We start from the raw sequence: 18580 nt of genomic DNA, 5'->3' as shown, positions 1-18580 counted from the left end.
GACGCCGCCAACACCCCAGGCATGACGATGGACTTCCACCCGCGCCCCCGCGGCGGCGAACCCAAGCCGTGGGCCTTCCCGGCGCCCGACCGCAGCACCCTGCCCAACGGCCTGACCCTGCTGCGCTGCCACCGGCCCGGCCAGAAAGTCGTCGCCGTCGAGGTCAACCTGCTCGCCCCGCTGGACGCCGAGCCGGAGGGTCTGGACGGCGTGTCCAACATCATGGGTCGCGCGCTCGCCGAGGGCACCGACAAGCTGGACGCCGAGGCCTTCAACGCCGAGCTGGAGCGCTGCGGCGCCACCCTGGACACGCACGCCGACCACCCCGGCGTACGGGTTTCCCTGGAGGTCCCGGCCTCCCGCCTCGACAAGGGGCTGAGCCTGCTGGCCGACGCGCTGCGCGCCCCCGCCTTCCGCGACGACGAGGTCTCCCGGCTGGTCCGCAACCGCCTGGACGAGATCCCGCACGAGCTGGCCAACCCGGCCCGCCGCGCCGCGAAGGAACTGGCCAGGCAGCTCTTCCCGGCCGCCTCCCGGCACTCCCGCCCCCGTCTCGGCACGGAGGAGACGGTGCAGCGCATCGACGCCGCGGCCGTCCGCGCCTTCTACGAGGCGCACGTGCGTCCCGCCACGGCCACTGCCGTCGTGGTCGGCGACTTCACCGGCGTCGACCTGGACCAGGCCGTCGCCGACACCCTCGGCGCCTGGACGGGCTCGACGGCCGAGCCCCGGCCGGTCCCGGCCGTCACCGCCGACGACACCGGCCGCGTCGTCATCGTCGACCGGCCCGGCGCGGTGCAGACCCAGCTGCTCATCGGCCGCATCGGCCCCGACCGGCACGACCGCGTCTGGGCCGCGCAGGTCCTCGGCACGTACTGCCTGGGCGGCACTCTGACGTCCCGTCTGGACCGCGTGCTGCGTGAGGAGAAGGGCTACACCTACGGCGTCCGCGCCTTCGGCCAGGTGCTGCGCTCCGCGCCGGACGGCTCGGGGGCGGCGATGCTCGCCATCAGCGGTTCCGTCGCCACCGACGTGACCGGCCCCGCCCTCGCGGACCTGTGGCAGGTGCTGCGCACCCTCGCCGCCGACGGCCTCGACGACGAGGAGCGGGACGTCGCCGTGCAGAACCTCGTCGGCGTGGCCCCGCTGCGGTACGAGACGGCCGCTGCCGTCGCCGCCACCCTCGCCGACCAGGTGGAACAGCACCTACCGGACGACTACCAGGCGCAGTTGTACCTCCGTCTCGCCGAGACGGGCACGGTCGAGGCCACCGCCGCCGTCGTCAACGCCTTCCCCGAGGACCGGCTGGTCTGCGTCCTCGTCGGCGACGCCGGACAGATCGCGGACCCGGTGCGCGCACTCGGCATCGGAGAGGTGACCGTCGTCCCCGGCACCTGAGGGCGCGTCCCGCGCGCACGCGGGAACCGCGCCTGAACACCGCCTCCGGCGTGCACTCCTGAGCGCGGCCTGCGGCGAGGTGAGCACCTCGCCGCAGGCCGCGCTCTGTCCGCTTCGGCGCCGAGATGCCCGGTCTGTGCTGTGGCATGCGCGACAATCAGCCGATTCGGTTTGGCTGTTGGCAGATGTCCTGATTAGCGTCCCTCCGGCTCACGTCAGCAGGCGCCGCCGCCGCGGCCCGCGTGCAGCCCGAGAGGAGCCCGCCGCAGCATGGCGACCACCACTGGCCCCGGGAGGCAGCGCACCCCGGGCAAGCACCGCCGGCCGGGCCGCGCCTGCCGTGCGGGCGCCCGCATCGCCGGCGTGGCGGGACTCGCCACCGCGAGCGTCGTCGGCTCCCTCGCCGCCCCGGCCGCCGCCGCACCTGCGGCACCCGCCGTTGCCTCCGAGGAAGCCTCCGGGGGCCCGGACACCGGTCTGACGCAGGCCGCCGCCGTGTCGGACGCCCTCGCCGGCCGCGTCGCGGACCAGGCACGCACCCAGCGCAGCGCCGCGGAGGAGGCGGCCGAAGAGGCAGCGCGGAAGGCTGCCGCCCGGGCCGAGCGCGAGCGCGAGGAGGCGGAACGCCGCCGCGCGGCCCGTGCCGCGGAACGCGCCGCCCTGCGGCGTTACGTCGCCCCGGTCGCCGGCTCCCACGTCTCCACCGCCTACGGCGCGGGCGGCGCCACGTGGTCCTCCGGAAGCCACACCGGCGTGGACTTCCACGCCGCGTCCGGCACCACGGTCCGCTCCGTCGCCGCCGGCGAGGTCGTGGAGGCGGGCTGGTCCGGCTCCTACGGCTACAACGTGGTCGTCCGCCACGCCGACGGCGCGTACACCCAGTACGGCCACCTGTCGTCCGTCACGGTCGCGGCCGGTGCCCAGGTCGGTGCGGGCGATCGGGTGGGACTTTCCGGCTCCACCGGCAACAGCAGCGGTCCGCACCTGCACTTCGAGGTGCGCACCGGCCCCGACTACGGCTCCGACATCGCCCCGCTGCCCTACCTCCGCGAGCACGGCGTCGCCGTCTGAACACCCTCCGGGGACGGGACCGCTCGCGGGGCGGCACCGGGCCGGGGGCGCCGTACCTACGCCGGCAGCTCGTCGAGGCCCTCGGCGACCATCCGGGCCAGCCGGTCCAGGGCGGACCGGTCCGCCTCCCCGTCGCCCTCGGAGGCCAGCACGATCTCGTCGCCCCGCTCGGCGCCCAGCGCCATGACGCCCAGCATCGAGGCGGCGTCCACGGCGGGCGCGCCGTCTCCGTCGGTGTCATCCCCGGTCCCGTCGCCGGTCGGCCTCCGTACGGTCATCCGGACTCCGGTGGCCATCGCCGCCCGCGAGAACATCGCGGCCGGTCTGGCGTGCAGGCCCTCCTGCCAGCCGACGGTGACACGGCGCTCGGCCATCCCGCTCTCCTCCTCCCCACGACTCGGAACCCGGTGCTGGCCTACGACACTACGCCGCACCCGGCCGTACGCTGTCACTCATGCAGACTCCGGCGGACCGGGCGTATCCCGCGCACTGGGAGGCCGATGTCGTGCTCCGCGACGGCGGCACGGCCCGGATCCGGCCCATCACGCCCGACGACGCGGACCGGCTGGTCGCCTTCTACGAGCAGGTATCCGACGAGTCCAAGTACTACCGCTTCTTCGCTCCGTATCCGCGTCTTTCCGACCGCGACGTCCGGCGATTCACGCATCACGACTACGTCGACCGGGTCGGGCTCGCCGCCACCGTCCGCGGCGAGATCATCGCTACCGTCCGGTACGACCGGATCGACGGCGACGGCCGCCCCGCCCACACCGCTCCCACCGGCACCGGGGACGGCGTGCCGCAGGAGGCCGTCCGGGCGGGCCAGGCCGAGGTCGCCTTCCTCGTCCAGGACGCCCACCAGGGACGCGGCCTCGCCTCGGCCATGCTGGAGCACGTGGGCGCGGTGGCCCGCGAACGCGGCATCCGCCGCTTCATCGCCGAGGTGCTGCCCGCCAACACCAAGATGATCAAGGTGTTCACAGACGCCGGCTACTCCCAGCGCCGCAGCTTCGAGGACGGCTCCGTCCACCTCACGCTCGACCTGGAGCCCACCGAAGCCTCCCTCGCCGTGATGCACGCCCGCGAGCAGCGCGCCGAGGGCCGTTCCGTGCAGCGCCTGCTCGCCCCTGCCTCGGTCGCCGTCGTCGGCGTCAGCCGCACCCCCGGCGGCGCCGGACGCACGGTGCTGGAGAGTCTGCGCGCCGCCGGATTCACCGGGCGCACGTACGCGGTGAACCACGCGCTCGACCCGTCACCCGACCCCGACCGCGTCCCCGACCTCGGCGGCGCCGCCGCGTTCCGCTCGGTCCGCGACGTGCCGGAGCGCGTCGACCTCGCCGTCGTCGCCGTCCCCGCCGCGGAGGTGGCCGACGTCGTCGCCGACTGCGGCGAACACGGCGTGCAGGGCCTGGTCGTGCTCTCCGCCGACTTCACCCGCGACGGACAGCGCGAACTCGTCCGCCACGCCCGCTCGTACGGCATGCGCGTCATCGGGCCGAACGCGCTCGGCATCATGAACACCGCCCCGGACGTGCGCCTCAACGCCACGCCGTCGCCGCGGATGCCCCGGCGGGGGCGGGTGGGTCTGTTCACCCAGTCCGGCGCGATCGGCATCGCGCTGCTCGAAGGGCTGCACCGGCGCGGCGCGGGTCTGTCCACCTTCGTCTCCGCCGGCAACCGCGCCGACGTCTCCGGCAACGACGTGCTCCAGTTCTGGGACGAGGACCCGGACACTGACGTCGCGCTGATGTACCTGGAATCCATCGGCAACCCGCGGAAGTTCACCCGTCTCGCCAAACGGATCTCCGTCCGCAAGCCCGTCGTCGTGGTCAAGGGTGCCCGGCACAGCGGCAGCGCCCCGCCGCCCGGGCACGCCGCACCGGCCTCGCGTACGCCCGCCGCCACCGTGTCCTCGCTGCTGCGGCAGGCGGGGGTGATCACCGTCGACACCGTGACCGAGCAGGTGGACGCGGGAGCACTGCTGGCGTCCCAGCCGCTGCCCGCCGGGCCGCGCGTCGCGCTGCTCGGCAACACCGAGTCGCTGAGCCTGCTCACCCACGACGCCTGCCTCACCGACGGACTGCGCCCCCTGCCGGCCCGCGACCTCACCACCGCCGCCACCACGGGCGACTTCCGGGAGGCCGTCCGCGAGGCGCTGGCCGAGGCGCAGACCGACGCGGTCGTCGTGACCGCCATCCCCGGCGTCGGCGAGGTGCCGGTCGGGTCGCTCGCCGACGCGCTGGCCGACGCCGCATCCGGTGCGGAGAAGCCGCTGGCCGTCGTGCACCTGGCGATCGCCGGGCTCGACGAGGCGCTGGCCACCCGCGGCATCCCCAGCTACCCCTCACCGGAACGGGCGGTGCGTGCCCTCGCCCACGCCGTGCGGCACGCGGCATGGCGCCGCGACGCACAGGAGCCGGGCCGCGTCCCGCAGTTCGACGTGGACGAAGGGGCAGCCGCCCGGCTGGTCGCCCGCGCCACCCGCGGCGACGGGTCCGGGGAGGACGCCCCCGGCGCCCGTACGGCCCACCCCGCGGCAGCGCGTGCGGCCCGGCCCACGACGGTGGCCGCCGCCGAACCCGGGCTGCACGGCAGCCTGCCGCTGGGCCAGGCCGGGACGGCCGAGCTGCTCGGCCACTACGGCATCGCCGTCCAGCCCACCCTGCCCGCCGCCTCCGCGGACGACGCCGTCGCCGCGGCCCGCCGGCTCGGCTACCCGGTGGCGCTCAAGACCACCGCCCCGCACCTGCGGCACCGTGCCGACCTCGGGGGCGTACGCCTGGACGTGGCGAGCAAACACCAGCTCCGCCGGGCGTACGCCGACCTGACCTCGTCCCTGGGGAAGCCCGCCGAGCTGCGGCCGGTCGTGCAGGCCATGGCACCGCGCGGCGTGGACACCGTGGTCCGTGCGGCCGTCGACCCGTCGATCGGCGCCGTGCTGTCCTTCGGCCTCGCCGGGGCACCGTCGGAGCTGCTCGGCGACACCGCGCAGCGCCTGGTCCCCGCCACCGACCGGGACGTCCAGGGGCTGGTCCGGTCGCTGCGCGCGGCCCCCCTCCTCTTCGGCTGGAGGGGGGCGCAGCCGGTCGACACCGCCGCCCTGGAGGACCTGCTGCTGCGGGTCTCCCGGCTGCTGGACGACCACCCGCGGATCGTTGCGGTCGATCTGGAGCCGGTGGTGGTGGCGCCGCGCGGGCTGACCGTGCTGGGCGCGGCCGTACGGGTCGCCGAACCGCCGCCGCGGGGCGACCTCGGCCGCCGCACCCTGCCCGCGTACTGACCGGGCCGCCTTCCCCCGCCGGACCGGGCCGCCGTCCCGGATGCCGCCCGCCCGGTCCTGCGGCATACCGGCGAGGCGGACCGGCGCCGCCGTACGGACCGGCAGAACCTTCCCTCGCAGGCCCTAGGATGGTCCGCATGGCGAAGACCGGTACGACGACCCAGGGACTGCGCTCCGCGATCGAGCGCAGCGGCTACTACCCCGCCCTCGTCGCCGAGGCGGTCGAGGCGGCCGTCGGCGGCGAACCCGTGTCGTCCTACCTGGTGCACCAGGAGACGACGTTCGACTCCAACGAGATCCGCCGGCACGTCACCGTCCTCGTCCTCACCGGCACCCGCTTCCTGGTCAGCCACACCGACGAGCAGCCGGCCGACGGCACCTCCGCCTCGCCGTACGCCACCACCTCGACCGAGTCGGTGAAGCTGGAGCGGATCGCCTCCGTCGTCCTCTCCCGCGTCGTCGCCGACCCGGAGTCCTACACCCCCGGCACCCTGCCGCGCGAGGTGGTGCTGACCATCGGCTGGGGCGCGGTCTCCCGCATCGACCTGGAGCCCGCGGCCTGCGGCGACCCCAACTGCGAGGCGGACCACGGCTACACCGGCTCCACCACGGCCGACGACCTCTCCCTCCGGGTGAGCGAGGCGGGCGACGGGCCGGAGACCGTACGGCAGGCGCTGGCCTTCGCGCAGGCGCTCTCCGAGGCGACGGCGGCGGCCCGCCCGGGTGCCCACCGGTGACACCGCCGCACACGGCGCGACCCGTCCCGGAGGACCCCTACCCGGCCGACGAGGCGACGCCCCTGGATCCGCGCACCGCGCCCGTTCCCCGCTACGGCGACGGCTCACTGGCCGACCTGCTGCCGACCCTCGCCTCCGGACAGGGGGTGCCCGGCCTGGAGGCGGGTCTCCCGCTGGAGCCGGCCGACCGGGTCTGCGTCTTCCTGGTCGACGGAATGGGGTGGGAGGCTCTGGCGGCCCACCCCGAGGAGGCGCCGTTCCTCACCTCGCTGCTGCCGAGTTCGCTGGGCGGCAGCGGACGCCCGCTCACCAGCGGATTCCCCTCCACCACTGCCACCTCGCTGGCCTCGGTCGGCACCGGCCTCCCACCCGGCGCGCACGGCCTGCCCGGCTACACCGTCCGCAACCCGGACACCGGCGCGCTGATGAATCAGCTCCGCTGGCGCCCGTGGACGGACCCCCACCTGTGGCAGCCGCACCCCACGGTCTTCCGCCTCGCCCACGCCGCCGGCGTGGCGACCTGCCAGGTCACCGCGCCGCACTTCGAGCACACCCCGCTGACCACGGTGGCCCTCTCCGGCGGCACCTTCCACGGACGGCTGGCCGCGGAGGAGCGGATGGACACCGCCGCGGAACGCCTCAGCGCCGCCGACCGCACCCTGGTGTACACCTACTACGCCGAACTCGACGGTCACGGCCACCGCTACGGCATGGACTCCGACGCCTGGCGCGGCCAGCTCCAGTACGTCGACCGGCTCGCCCAGCGCCTCGCCGAGCAGCTGCCGCCCCGCTCCGCCCTCTACGTGACCGCCGACCACGGCATGGTCGACGTACCCGAAAGCCCGCAGTTCCGCTTCGACTTCGACGAGGACTGGGAACTCTCCGCCGGCGTCGCCTCGCTCGGCGGCGAGGGACGCATGCGGCACCTGTACGCGGTGCCCGGCGCGGCCGGCGCCGTCGCCGACGTCTGGCGCGAGGTGCTCGCCGGCCACGCCTGGGTCGCCACCCGTGAGGAGGCCGTCGCACTCGGCTGGTTCGGCCCTCGGGTGGAGGACCGCGTCCGCGACCGTCTCGGCGACGTCGTCGTGGCGATGAACGGGAACGCCGCGGTGGTCGCCACCCGGCGGGAGCCCAAGGAATCTGCGCTGATCGGCATGCACGGCTCCGCGACCCGCGCGGAGCAGATGGTCCCGCTGCTGGAGGTCCGCACCTAGCGCCACGCCGCACGACGGACCGTCACGCCCCACCGTCACGCCCCACCGCGACTGCGACCGCCCACCGTCCCCCGACCCGAAAGGTCCGTCTTCTCCATGCCCGAGCTGGTCTTCTTCTCCGGCACGATGGACTGCGGCAAGAGCACGCTGGCCCTCCAGATCGAGCACAACCGGTCGGCACGCGGCCTCCAGGGCATGATCTTCACCCGGAACGACCGGGCGGGGGAGGGGCTGTTGTCCTCCCGCCTGGGCCTGGTGACGGAGGCAGTCGAGACGGACGAGGACTTCGACTTCCACCTGCATCTCGTCCGGCACCTGACCGCGGGCGGGCGCAGCGACTACGTGATCGCCGACGAGGCGCAGTTCCTCTCCCCGGACCAGGTCGACCAGCTGGCCCGCATCGTGGACGACCTCGGCATAGACGTGTACGCCTTCGGCATCACCACCGACTTCCGCACCAAGCTCTTTCCCGGCTCCCAGCGGCTGATGGAACTGGCCGACCGCATCGAGGCGTTGCAGGTCGAGGCGCTGTGCTGGTGCGGTGCCCGCGCCACCCACAACGCGCGTACGGTCGGCGGGCGCATGGTGGTCGAGGGTGCGCAGGTCGTCGTCGGCGACATCGGCGGACGGGGCGGCCCGGCCGCGGAGATCGGCTACGAGGTGCTGTGCAGGCGGCACCACCGCCGTCGGCTCACGGCGGTGACGGCGGGTGCCGCGCCGCTCTCCCCGGACGTTCTGCCCGTGGATGCCGTGGCCGCGCCTCCGCCGCCGCGCCCGGCTCCCGGCGGAGTGAACGGCTCGGCCCCCGCGAACGGCTCGGCCCCGGCGCCGGAGGGTGTGCGGGGGCCCGGAGGCTCACCCGCCTGAGACCGCCGGGCTCGCGCCCCCTTCAGGACGCATCGCCGGACGCCCCCGGCTGCTCCCGTACGCTGAACTCCGCCCCCTCGGCGTCCGCCACCGTCGCCCGCACACCGTACGGCGTGGGATGCGGCTCCCGGACCAGTCGGCCGCCCAGTTCCCGGGCCCGCCGCACCGTGTCCTCGACGTCGCGGACGGCGAAGCAGGTCTTCCAGTGCGGTCCGTGCGCCGACGGCCGGGCCCCGTCCGTGCCGCGCACGGTCGCCACCGGCCGGTCTCCGACCAGCAGTGTCAGCCGGTCCTGCTCGTCGCCTCCCGGGTCGGGCTTGGTCCCGTAGCCGAACACCGATGGATAGAAGGCGCCCGGCCCCGCGGTCGTGTGCGTCAGCAGCTCGAACCACACGGGCGTCCCCGGGGCGTTCTCCACCACCTGGACACCGGTGTCCTCGTCGCTCTGCCAGACGCCGAACGCGGCGCCGCCGGGATCGGCGGCGACCACCAGCCGTCCCGTGTCGCCGAAGTCGAGCGGGCCCACGGCGACGGTACCGCCGCACAGCCGGATGAGGGCCGCCGTCTCGTCGGCGTCGTCGCTGGCCAGGTAGGGGGTCCAGGCGGCAGGGAAGCGCCGGCCCGACGGAGTCTCGCCGAGTCCGGCCACCTCACGCCCGTCGAGCACCGCCCTGACGTACGGGCCGAGCTGTTGCGGTCCGGCGGTGAACTCCCAGCCGAAGAGGCCCTGGTAGAAGTCCCGGCTGCGGTCGAGGTCGCGCACCATGAGACTGGCCCAACACGGCGTGCCCGGAGTCTGCCGTCGCTGCCGCGCGCTGACTGTCTGCGTCATCTGCTGCTCCCCTGACCATCGTCGGTGCGGTCTCTTCCGTGTACCCGTGCGGTGGATTGTGTCATCCGGTCCCGTAGCGCGGGCGGAGGCGCGGGACGGCGGGACGCGGTTGCGGGAGGATGGCGTCATGACCGCACTCCTCACCGCCTCCGCGCTGGCAGCCGAACTGGCCGGTCCCCGGCCGCCGGTGCTGCTCGACGTCCGCTACGTCCCCGGCGGCCCGCCCGGCCGCCCCGCCTACGCCGAAGGCCACCTGCCGGGCGCCGTCTACGTCGACATGGACACCGAACTCGCCGCGCCCGCGGGGCCGGGCACCGGACGCCACCCGCTGCCCGCGCCGGAGGTGTTCGGCGCCGCGATGCGCCGCGCCGGCGTGTCCGCCGACCGTCCCGTGGTCACCTACGACGGGGGCCTCGGGTGGGCCGCCGCGCGCGCCTGGTGGCTGCTGCGCTGGGCCGGGCACCCGGACGTGCGCGTGCTGGACGGCGGTCTCCCGGTCTGGGACGGGCCGCTGACGAAGGACCTGCCCGAGCCCGCCGTCGGCGACTTCACGCCCGTACCCGGTTCCCTGCCCACGCTGGACGCGGACGGGGCGGCGGAGCTCGCCCGCCGTGGGGCGCTGCTCGACGCCCGTGCCGGCGAGCGGTACCGCGGCGAGGTGGAGCCGCTCGACCCGGTCGCCGGACACATCCCCGGCGCCCTCTCCGCGCCCACCACCGCGACCGTCACCGACCGGGGCACTTTCCGCCCGGCCGCGGAACTCGCCGCGCACTTCGCCGCGCTCGGCGTCACACCGGGCACCGAGGTCGGCGTGTACTGCGGCTCCGGCGTGTCGGCCGCGCACGAACTGCTGGCCCTCGCCGAGGCGGGGATCGACGCCGCGCTCTACCCGGGCTCGTGGAGCGAGTGGACCGCCGACCCGGCGCGGCCGGTGGCCATCGGCCCGGAAGCGGGCTGAGACCGGCCTGGGCGGCCGGCCCCGCCCCTCCGCGGGAAGTCCGCGAGGGGCGGGGCCGGCCGCCCGGTCACTCCTTCTTGCGCCGCGTGCCGAAGACGATCTCGTCCCAGCTGGGCACCGCGGCCCGCCGGCCGGGCCGGACGCCGTCCGCCTCGGCCTGCCGATCGGTGTTCCCCGTGAGCCGTTCGCGGTGCGCCTTCACCGAACGGGGCATCAGCACGTCCGCGTACGCGGAGCCCGCGCTGGCCGCGGGGGCGGGCGGGTCGATCTGCTCCCGGTCCTCGTCGGACTCGCGGTCGGCGACGGCCGTGCCGTCCTCCTCAGCGTCGGCCGACTGCACGGCGGCGGGCCGCTCGGGCACGACCAGGTCACCCCGGAAGCTCGGCACCGCCTCCAGCAGGCTGGTCAGCGAGTCGGCGGCTTCCGCGGGGGCGCCGTCGGCCGATGCGGGCGGCAGTGCGGCGGGCTCCAGATCCGGCCGGTCCCCGCGCTCGCCCCGGTCTCCGCGGTCCCGCGGCAGTCGCGCGATGCGCGGCACGAAGGGGAAGCTCGGCTCGGGGGTGTCGTCGGTCTCGCCGATGAGTGAACGCGCCTCGTCGTCCACGGCCTGCACCAGCCGCCGCGGCGGGTCGTACGTCCAGCCGGCCGAGTGCGGTTCGCCGGCGACCCGGTAGGCGAGCACCACTTCCCAGGTGCCGTCGTCCCGGCGCCAGGAGTCCCACAGCACGGTGTCCTTGTCCGCGCCGCGCAGCAGCAGCCGCTCGGCCACCACCTCGCCGAGCTGCGGACCGGTGCTCTCGCCCGGGCGACGCACGGGTGTCTTCCGGGCGCGCTCCGCCATGAACGCGCGCTCGGCCAGTACCGGGCCCTCGAAGCGGCGGACCCGCTCGACGGGGATGCCGGCCATCTGCGCGACCTCTTCGGCGGTGGCGCCGGCTCGTATCCGGGCCTGGATGTCCCGGGGGCGCAGGTGGCTCTCCACCTCGATTTCGATCTGCCCCAGGCGCGCACGGTCGTTGCGCACCGCGGCGCGCAGCCGTTCGTCGATCGGAAGGGTGTATTCCGTGCTGTCGGCAGCCTTGAGCACCAGCCGTGTGCCGTCGTTGCTGACGGCCACGACACGCAGTTCGGGCATGGGAACCTCCCCGGTGGTGCCTGCCGACGTCACGTGCGTCGCTGCTCCCGCTTGGACGAGTGTGGCCTGCCCGGGTGCAGCCTGCCACAACCTTGCCGACTCGCCCGGCGTGTCGAGCCCCGGTCCCGCTCCGCCGTTATGGCACGGTGACACGTTGGCCACTCAACGTGACGGGATGTCACGCTGGGCAGCGAAGCCAGGGTCGGGGCCGAGGCCAGGGCTCGTCACACTACTCCATTCGGACCATCCGGGTGTGGGTGACGCGCCGCCGAACTCCCGTCCGCGGGTGGGCTTCAGGCGCTCGGCGCGCCCTCGCGCGCCGCGTCGAGCCGTCCGGACATTCACTAGATCGACACAAGTGGAAGGCTGCGATCCGGTCTCTGGGGAGTTGGGTGTCCCACCCGACTCCGCTCAGTCCCCGAGTACCCGCCTCAGATAGTCGTTGCCGAACGCCCGCCCCGGGTCGAGACGGTCACGCAGTGCCAGGAAATCCCCGAACCGCGGGTACGCCTCCGCCAGCCACGTGGCGTCCCGCGAGTGCAGCTTCCCCCAGTGTGGGCGCCCGCTGTGCGCCGCCATGATCCGTTCCGCGGCTGTGAAGTACGCCTCGTGCGGTGCCCCCCGGTACATGTGCACGGCGAGGTAGACGCTGTCCCGCCCGCTCGCCGTCGACAGGGTGATGTCGTCGGCCGGTGCGGTGCGCACCTCGACGGGGAAGCTCACCCGGAAGTCCGACCGCTCGATGAGAGCCCGGAGTTCGCGCAGCGCCGCCATCCCGGCCTCGCGCGGCAGCGCGTACTCCATCTCCAGGAACCGCACCCGCCGCGGCGTGGTGAACACCCGGTAGGGGACGTCGGTGTAGCTGCGCGCGGACAGCGCCCGGCCGGCGATCCGGGCGGTCCCGGGAACCGTTCCCGGCACGGCTCGGCCCAGTGCGCACACGGCGCGGAACACGCCGTTCGACAGCAGTTCGTCGTCCACCCAGCCGCGCACGCGGTGCAGCGGCCTCGGGGGGCCCGGACTGCGGTTGTTGCGCTTGGTGTTGCAGTGCTCGGTGTGCGGGAACCAGTAGAACTCGACGTGCTCGTTCTCCGCCGCGAGCTGGTCGAACTCCTCGGTCACCCGCCCGAACGGCATCGGTTCCTCCCGGGCGGTGAGCAGGAACAACGGCTCGACGGCGAAGGTGAGTTCGCTGATCACGCCCAGTGCGCCCAGACCGACGCGGGCCGCGGCGAACACGTCGGCGTTCTCCTCGGCCGAGCACCGCAGGACCGAGCCGCCCGCGAGCACCAGCTCCAGCCCGACGACCTGTGCCGCCAGCCCCGCCGAGTCGCGGCCCGTGCCGTGCGTGCCGGTGCTCACCGCCCCGGCCACCGTCTGCTCCATGATGTCGCCCATGTTGGTCAGCGACAGACCCTCGCCGGCGAGGGCCTCGTTGAGCTGCCACAGCGGCGTGCCCGCCGCGACCGTGACCGTGCCGGCCGCCCGGTCGATGTTCCGCACCCCGCACAGCCGGTCCGTGCGCAGCAGCACACCCTCCGTCGCCGCGACCGTGGTGAAGGAGTGGCCGGTGCCTGCCGCCTTCACCGGCAGGCCGTCCTCCGCCGCCCGGCGCACCGCCTCGGCCAGCGCCGCCGTCGAGGACGGCGCCACCGTGCGGACCGGACGCATCCCGACGTTCCCCGCCCAGTTCCGCCACGTCGGCGAGCCGCTCCTGCTCGGTGCGCGCATACCCGACCCCCTCCTGCGGCGGACTCCTCGTACGGCCCGTGCCCACGGGCCGCCTCCCCCGGCGGCTGCGGGGATCATACTCACGGGCCCTGCGCGGCTCGGGGCGGCCCGGGTGGCAGGATCGATGACATGTCCGACGCGCTCGAAGCCCGCCCCTACGACGCCCTGCTCCTCCTCTCCTTCGGCGGCCCGGAGGGACCCGAGGACGTGGTGCCCTTCCTGGAGAACGTCACCCGGGGCCGCGGAATCCCCCGGGAACGTTTGGAGGAGGTCGGACGGCACTACTACCGGTTCGGCGGCGTCAGCCCCATCAACGCGCAGAACCGGGCACTGGCGGAGGCGCTGCGCAAGGACTTCGCCGCGCACGGACTCCACCTCCCGGTCCACTGGGGCAACCGCAACTGGGAGCCGTACCTCACCGACGCCCTCCGCGACGCCGTCCAGGGCGGCGCGCGCCGCGTCCTGGTGCTCACCACCAGCGCCTACGCCTCCTACTCCGGCTGCCGGCAGTACCGCGAGAACCTCGCCGAGTCGCTTGCCGCGCTGGAGGAGGAGGGCCTGGCGCTGCCGCGCGTCGACAAGCTGCGCCACTACTTCAACCACCCCGGATTCCTCGACCCGGTGACCGACGGCGTCCTGGCCGCCCTGGGCAGGCTCCCGGAGGCCGTGCGCGACGGCGCCCACCTCGCCTTCTGCACCCACTCCATCCCCACCGCGTCCGCCGAGACCTCCGGCCCGGACGGCGGCGCGTACGTCGCCCAGCACCTGGACGCGGCCCGGGTGATCGCCGAAGCGGTACGGGAGGCCACCGGCGTCGACCGGCCCTGGCAGCTCGTCTACCAGTCGCGCAGCGGCTCGCCGCAGGTGCCCTGGCTCGAGCCGGACGTCTGCGACCACCTGGAGGACCTGTACGGCTCCGGTGCGCCCGCGGTCGTCATGATCCCCGTCGGCTTCGTCTCCGACCACATGGAGGTGCTGTACGACCTCGACACCGAGGCCATGGCCAAGGCCGAGGAACTGGGACTGCCCGCCGCCCGCTCGGCGACCGTGGGCGACGATCCGCGCTTCGCCGCGGCCGTCCGCGAACTGGTGCGGGAACGGGCCGCCACCGAACGCGGCGAACGGCCGCGGCGCTGCGCGCTCGGCACCCTCGGGCCGAGCCACGACGTGTGCCCGGCCGGCTGCTGCCCGGCCCGCACGCCGAAACCCGCCGCGGCCGGCGCGGACAGCCCCTACACCTGACCCCGCCCGACCCCGACGACGAGGAGCACGACCACCGTGACCGACGGACACCACCGCCCCCGCGCCGCCTCAGACCCCGACGCGCTCGAGCGGCTCAAGGCCGACCTGCTGGAGACCGCGCTGGCGGCGGCGGAACGGGCCGGTGTGCTGCTGCGCGACGGGAGGCCGGACGACCTGGGAGTGGCGGCCACGAAGACCAGCCCCATCGACGTCGTGACCGAGATGGACCTCGCCGCCGAGAAGCTGATCACCGGGCACCTCGCCGAGCACCGGCCGGACGACGGCGTGCTCGGCGAAGAGGGCGCCTCGGTGGACGGCACCAGCGGAGTGCGCTGGATCATCGACCCGATCGACGGCACCGTCAACTACCTCTACGGCCTCCCGTCCTGGGGCGTCTCTGTCGCCGCGGAGTACCGGGGCGAGACCGTCGTCGGCGTCGTCGAGATCCCCTCCCGCGCGGAGACCTTCCGGGCCGTCGCCGGACACGGCGCCTTCCGCAACGGCCGGCCGGTGCGGTGCCGGACCTCTCCCTCGCTCGACCAGGCCCTCGTCGGCACCGGTTTCAACTACGTCCAGGAGCGGCGCGTCGCCCAGGCGGAGGTGGCGCGCCGTCTCGTCCCGCAGGTCCGCGACATCCGCCGGTCCGGCTCGGCGGCCGTCGACCTCTGCGACGTGGCCGCGGGCCGGCTCGACGGCTTCTACGAACGCGGACTGCACCGCTGGGACTGGGCGGCCGGCGACCTGATCGCCCGCGAGGCCGGTGCGCTGACCGGTGGCCGGCCGGGCGAGCCGCTGGGCGAGGCCCTGACGGTCGCTGCCTCCCCGGGGGTCTTCCGCGCCCTCCAGCCCCTCCTCGACGCCCTCGGCGCCTGGCACGACTGAACCCCCGTCCGTGCGGGTCTCCGCACAGCCCGCAGAGGGGCGCCGGCGGCCGTCGCCGCCTCCCCGGAAGCACCGTCGTGAAGGCGCTCGCCGGGCGCAATGGTGCCGTCCGGCTGAGCGGGAAGGCCCGGCAATGCGCGGTCCTTGGCGGTCCTCGGTCCCGCCAGGTGCTCGCTGTCCGGGCGGGACCGAGGTGATGCACCCCGACCGCGTCCCTCGCGCGCGTGAGCCGACCACCGGCCCTCGCTCCGCACGCCGGACCGGCGGTCGCTCCGCACAGGGGTGTGCCCCGGGCCTTCGGGCCCGGGGCACATCCCTGTGTCGGCTGTGTCGGCGGCGATGGCGCAGCCCGTCGTGGAGGGACGGCCGCGAACGTCAGTGTCAGCAGGGGGAGGCGCTGACCCCCCGGCTGATGCGGTCCACGTCCACGCCGTGATCGGCGGCGATGCGCCGCAGATCCTCCAGTTCGGCCTGCTCGACGTCCACGAGGAAGTCGTCGCCCGACTCACGAGCGGCGTGCAGATCGGACTGGGTGCTCCGTATCCGCTGCAGAATGCCTGCGGTGAACGCGTCCATGTGCGCCCCCTCGTCATGGTCGGCGGCACGGGGGTGTGCCGAGGGTGATGGGCACGATCACGACGTGCTGCCCGGCCGGCGCGAAAGCCCGGGTGGGTCGGGCCATGCCGCCGGCAAGGCGTGATCGTTGGGTGTGCACTCGTCCTCCCCACCTTGATGCCGGGGAAAACCTCACCGGCGGTGAAAAAAATCCCCGGTCGTCCCGCGTACACTCCCGCAGTCCGTCACCTCCTCTTACCGCCGGTTTACCGGCAGGGCGGGCAGGATGAGGGGAGCACGCCGCTGGGGTGCGGCGCGGTGGTCCCGTGCCGCCGCACCCGTGACCGCCCCGGCGGCACAGCTGCCCGCCCCGCCGGGGTGCACCGAGGACAGGGCCGGACCGACCGGACCGGACAGGGAAGGAAGACCGCCGTGCGCGTACTCGTCGTCGAGGACGAGCAGCTGCTCGCCGATGCCGTGGCGACCGGACTGAGGCGGGAGGCCATGGCCGTCGACGTGGTCTACGACGGCGCGGCCGCCGAGGAGCGCGTGGGCGTCAACGACTACGACGTCGTCGTCCTCGACCGGGACCTGCCGCTGGTGCACGGCGACGACGTCTGCCGGGCGATCGTCGAGTCCGGTCTGCCCACCCGCGTGCTGATGCTCACCGCGTCGGGCGATGTCAGCGACCGCGTCGAGGGCCTGGAGATCGGCGCCGACGACTACCTTCCCAAGCCCTTCGCGTTCAGCGAGCTGATCGCCCGGGTCCGTGCCCTGGGCCGTCGTACGACGGCCGCGCTGCCGCCGGTGCTGGAGCGAGCGGGGATCAAGCTGGACCCCAACCGCCGCGAGGTGTTCCGGGAGGGCCGGCAGGTGCAGCTCGCGCCGAAGGAGTTCGCGGTGCTGGAGGTGCTGATGCGCGGCGAGGGGAATGTGGTCTCCGCCGAGCAGCTGCTGGAGAAGGCGTGGGACGAGAACACCGATCCGTTCACCAATGTCGTCCGCGTCACCGTGATGACCCTGCGCCGCAAGCTCGGCGAGCCTCCGGTCATCCTCACCGTCCCCGGCGCCGGGTACCGGATCTGAGCCATGGCCGACGCTCCTACGCCCGCGCCCGATCCGCCGCCCCCCGACGCGCCCCCGAAGCCCACCTGGGACCCGCGTGAGCCGTCCCGCCCGTACCCCTGGCTGCGGCCCACGATCCGGATACGGCTCACGCTCCTGTACGGCGGCATGTTCCTCATCGCCGGCATGGTGCTGCTGACGATCATCTATCTGCTCGCCGCCCAGGCGCTGTACGAGATCAACGAGCTGCCGTTCAAGATCATCGGCGTGGAGGCGCAGCTGACCTCCAACACCTGCCCGGAGCTGGCCGGGCGGATGCCGGCCGAGGAGCTGATGCGCCGCCTCGCGCAGTGCAACGACGTGCAGCGTGCCCATGCCCTGGACGAGCTGCTGCGCAGCTCGCTGCTGGCGCTCATGGGCCTCGCCCTGGCCGCGTTCGCGTTCGGCTACGTGATGGCCGGCCGGGTGCTGTCTCCGCTGGGCCGCATCACCCGCACCGCTCGCCAGGTGGCCGGGTCGGACCTGCACAAGCGCATCGAGCTGGAGGGTCCGGACGACGAGCTGAAGGAGCTCTCCGACACCTTCGACGAGATGCTGGACCGGCTGGACCGGGCGTTCACCGCGCAGCAGCGCTTCGTCGCCAACGCCTCGCACGAGCTGCGCACCCCGCTCGCCATCAACCGCACGCTGCTGGAGGTGCAGCTCTCCGACCCGGACGCCTCCCCGGAGGTCCACCAGCTCGGCAAGACCCTGCTGGCCACCAACGAACGCAGCGAGCAGCTGGTGGAGGGCCTGCTGCTGCTCGCCCGCAGCGAGAACGAGATCGTCGACCGCAAGCCCGTCGACCTCGCCGAGGTGGCCGGCCGGGCCGTGGAGCAGATGCGTGCCGACGCCCAGACGGCGCGCGTGGAGCTGGGCGGCCTGCGCCCGCCGGCGTACGTGCAGGGGAACGGGGTACTGCTGGAGCGGGTGGCGCTGAACCTGGTGCAAAACGCCGTGCGCTACAACCTTCCCGAGGGCGGCTGGGTGGCGGTGAGCACCGAGGCGCAGCCCGGGCACGCGCTGCTGGTCGTGGAGAACACCGGGCCGCACGTCCCGGCCTACGAGGTGGACAACCTGTTCGAGCCGTTCCGGCGTCTTCGTTCCGAGCGGACCGGAAGCGACCGGGGCGTCGGCCTGGGGCTGTCCATCGTGCGGTCCGTGGTGCGGGCCCACGGCGGCACAGTGCAGGCGCGGCCGCGGGACGAGGGCGGCCTGGTCGTGTGGGTCGTGCTGCCCGTCTGAGCCGTGCGTCGCGGCTCGCCCGAGGGTGGACCGAAGGGGTGTGAGGAGGAGCACATGTACGGAATTCGGCGGACACGGACGCCACCGGGACGGGCGCCCGCGCGGCTGTGATCGATCACACAGGCAATTTCGGCCGCATCGACGCTGTGTGATCTTCGGCCGGGAAGAAATGCCGGAACGTCCGGGTTTCGCCTGGTGTCGATCGTGGGCAGACCACGGAGTGGCGCGCGCCAAGTGCGACTTTCGGACCATCTACGGTCCTGATCGACTGCCCACCCGATCGCCTCTTCGGGGGTCGGGGCGGGTGTCGATTGAGTAACAGACCTTGA

General features: G+C 74.3%; 16 protein-coding genes. 11 read left to right on the top strand and 5 right to left on the bottom strand.

What is annotated here, in order from left to right:
- Window positions 1-27: 27 nt before the first annotated feature.
- Window positions 28-1398 carry a pitrilysin family protein gene (locus tag E4198_RS04715; protein WP_199779582.1) on the top strand — a complete coding sequence of 457 codons (1371 nt, stop codon included), beginning with the start codon at window positions 28-30 and terminating at the stop codon, window positions 1396-1398.
- 270 nt (window positions 1399-1668) lie between these two features.
- The gene (locus E4198_RS04710; RefSeq protein ID WP_136182050.1) at window positions 1669-2469 is read left to right on the top strand and encodes a M23 family metallopeptidase; all 801 of its coding nucleotides are present in this window, start codon (window positions 1669-1671) and stop codon (window positions 2467-2469) included.
- Window positions 2470-2525: 56 nt separating this feature from the next.
- On the opposite strand, the gene E4198_RS04705 is transcribed toward E4198_RS04710, so the two are convergent.
- A complete protein-coding gene (locus tag E4198_RS04705) occupies window positions 2526-2843 on the bottom strand; it encodes an HPr family phosphocarrier protein (RefSeq protein ID WP_136182049.1) in 318 nt (105 codons plus the stop codon).
- Window positions 2844-2923: 80 nt separating this feature from the next.
- On the opposite strand from E4198_RS04705, the gene E4198_RS04700 reads away from it, so the two are divergent.
- The 4 genes from E4198_RS04700 (at window position 2924) to E4198_RS04685 (ending at window position 8567) form a co-directional block, all read left to right on the top strand.
- On the top strand, window positions 2924-5749 hold the full coding sequence (locus E4198_RS04700) for a bifunctional GNAT family N-acetyltransferase/acetate--CoA ligase family protein (protein WP_136182048.1): 2826 nt from the start codon (window positions 2924-2926) through the stop codon (window positions 5747-5749).
- 137 nt (window positions 5750-5886) lie between these two features.
- Window positions 5887-6486: a DUF5998 family protein gene (locus E4198_RS04695; RefSeq protein ID WP_027763157.1), complete on the top strand. Its 600-nt coding sequence runs from the start codon at window positions 5887-5889 to the stop codon at window positions 6484-6486.
- A gap of 62 nt (window positions 6487-6548) precedes the next feature.
- Entirely contained in the window at window positions 6549-7700 is a 1152-nt protein-coding gene (locus E4198_RS04690) for a nucleotide pyrophosphatase/phosphodiesterase family protein (RefSeq protein WP_247597856.1), read from the top strand.
- 96 nt (window positions 7701-7796) lie between these two features.
- Window positions 7797-8567, top strand: coding sequence for a thymidine kinase (locus E4198_RS04685; RefSeq protein WP_136182046.1), 771 nt, complete (start codon window positions 7797-7799; stop codon window positions 8565-8567).
- A gap of 22 nt (window positions 8568-8589) precedes the next feature.
- Here the strand turns inward: E4198_RS04685 and E4198_RS04680 are convergent, their stop codons facing one another.
- On the bottom strand, window positions 8590-9399 hold the full coding sequence (locus E4198_RS04680; RefSeq protein WP_136182045.1) for a VOC family protein: 810 nt from the start codon (window positions 9397-9399) through the stop codon (window positions 8590-8592).
- 127 nt (window positions 9400-9526) lie between these two features.
- Between E4198_RS04680 and E4198_RS04675 the strand changes: the two genes are divergently transcribed.
- The gene (locus E4198_RS04675) at window positions 9527-10357 is read left to right on the top strand and encodes a sulfurtransferase (protein WP_136182044.1); all 831 of its coding nucleotides are present in this window, start codon (window positions 9527-9529) and stop codon (window positions 10355-10357) included.
- 67 nt (window positions 10358-10424) lie between these two features.
- On the opposite strand, the gene sepH is transcribed toward E4198_RS04675, so the two are convergent.
- Both sepH and E4198_RS04665 read right to left on the bottom strand, forming a co-directional pair.
- Window positions 10425-11492, bottom strand: a complete 1068-nt coding sequence (gene sepH, locus E4198_RS04670) for a septation protein SepH (RefSeq protein WP_136182043.1) — start codon at window positions 11490-11492, stop codon at window positions 10425-10427.
- Between the two features lie 411 nt (window positions 11493-11903).
- Complete coding sequence (locus E4198_RS04665) at window positions 11904-13223, bottom strand: D-arabinono-1,4-lactone oxidase (RefSeq protein ID WP_136182042.1); 1320 nt, start codon at window positions 13221-13223, stop codon at window positions 11904-11906.
- Window positions 13224-13352: 129 nt separating this feature from the next.
- Between E4198_RS04665 and E4198_RS04660 the strand changes: the two genes are divergently transcribed.
- Both E4198_RS04660 and E4198_RS04655 read left to right on the top strand, forming a co-directional pair.
- On the top strand, window positions 13353-14465 hold the full coding sequence (locus E4198_RS04660) for a ferrochelatase (protein WP_136182041.1): 1113 nt from the start codon (window positions 13353-13355) through the stop codon (window positions 14463-14465).
- A 105-nt stretch (window positions 14466-14570) separates the two neighbouring features.
- On the top strand, window positions 14571-15347 hold the full coding sequence (locus E4198_RS04655) for an inositol monophosphatase family protein (protein WP_247597855.1): 777 nt from the start codon (window positions 14571-14573) through the stop codon (window positions 15345-15347).
- Window positions 15348-15728: 381 nt separating this feature from the next.
- Here E4198_RS04655 and E4198_RS04650 read toward each other — a convergent pair whose 3' ends face one another.
- Entirely contained in the window at window positions 15729-15923 is a 195-nt protein-coding gene (locus E4198_RS04650) for a hypothetical protein (protein WP_136182039.1), read from the bottom strand.
- A 411-nt stretch (window positions 15924-16334) separates the two neighbouring features.
- Between E4198_RS04650 and E4198_RS04645 the strand changes: the two genes are divergently transcribed.
- Window positions 16335-16988, top strand: a complete 654-nt coding sequence (locus E4198_RS04645; protein WP_027763166.1) for a response regulator transcription factor — start codon at window positions 16335-16337, stop codon at window positions 16986-16988.
- A gap of 3 nt (window positions 16989-16991) precedes the next feature.
- Window positions 16992-18251, top strand: coding sequence for a HAMP domain-containing sensor histidine kinase (locus E4198_RS04640; RefSeq protein WP_136182038.1), 1260 nt, complete (start codon window positions 16992-16994; stop codon window positions 18249-18251).
- The last annotated feature ends 329 nt before the right edge of the window (window positions 18252-18580 follow it).

This window comes from Streptomyces sp. RKND-216, from assembly GCF_004795255.1.
Classification (GTDB): Bacteria; Actinomycetota; Actinomycetes; order Streptomycetales; family Streptomycetaceae; genus Streptomyces; species Streptomyces hazeniae.
This window is presented reverse-complemented; position numbering and strand designations above follow the sequence as displayed.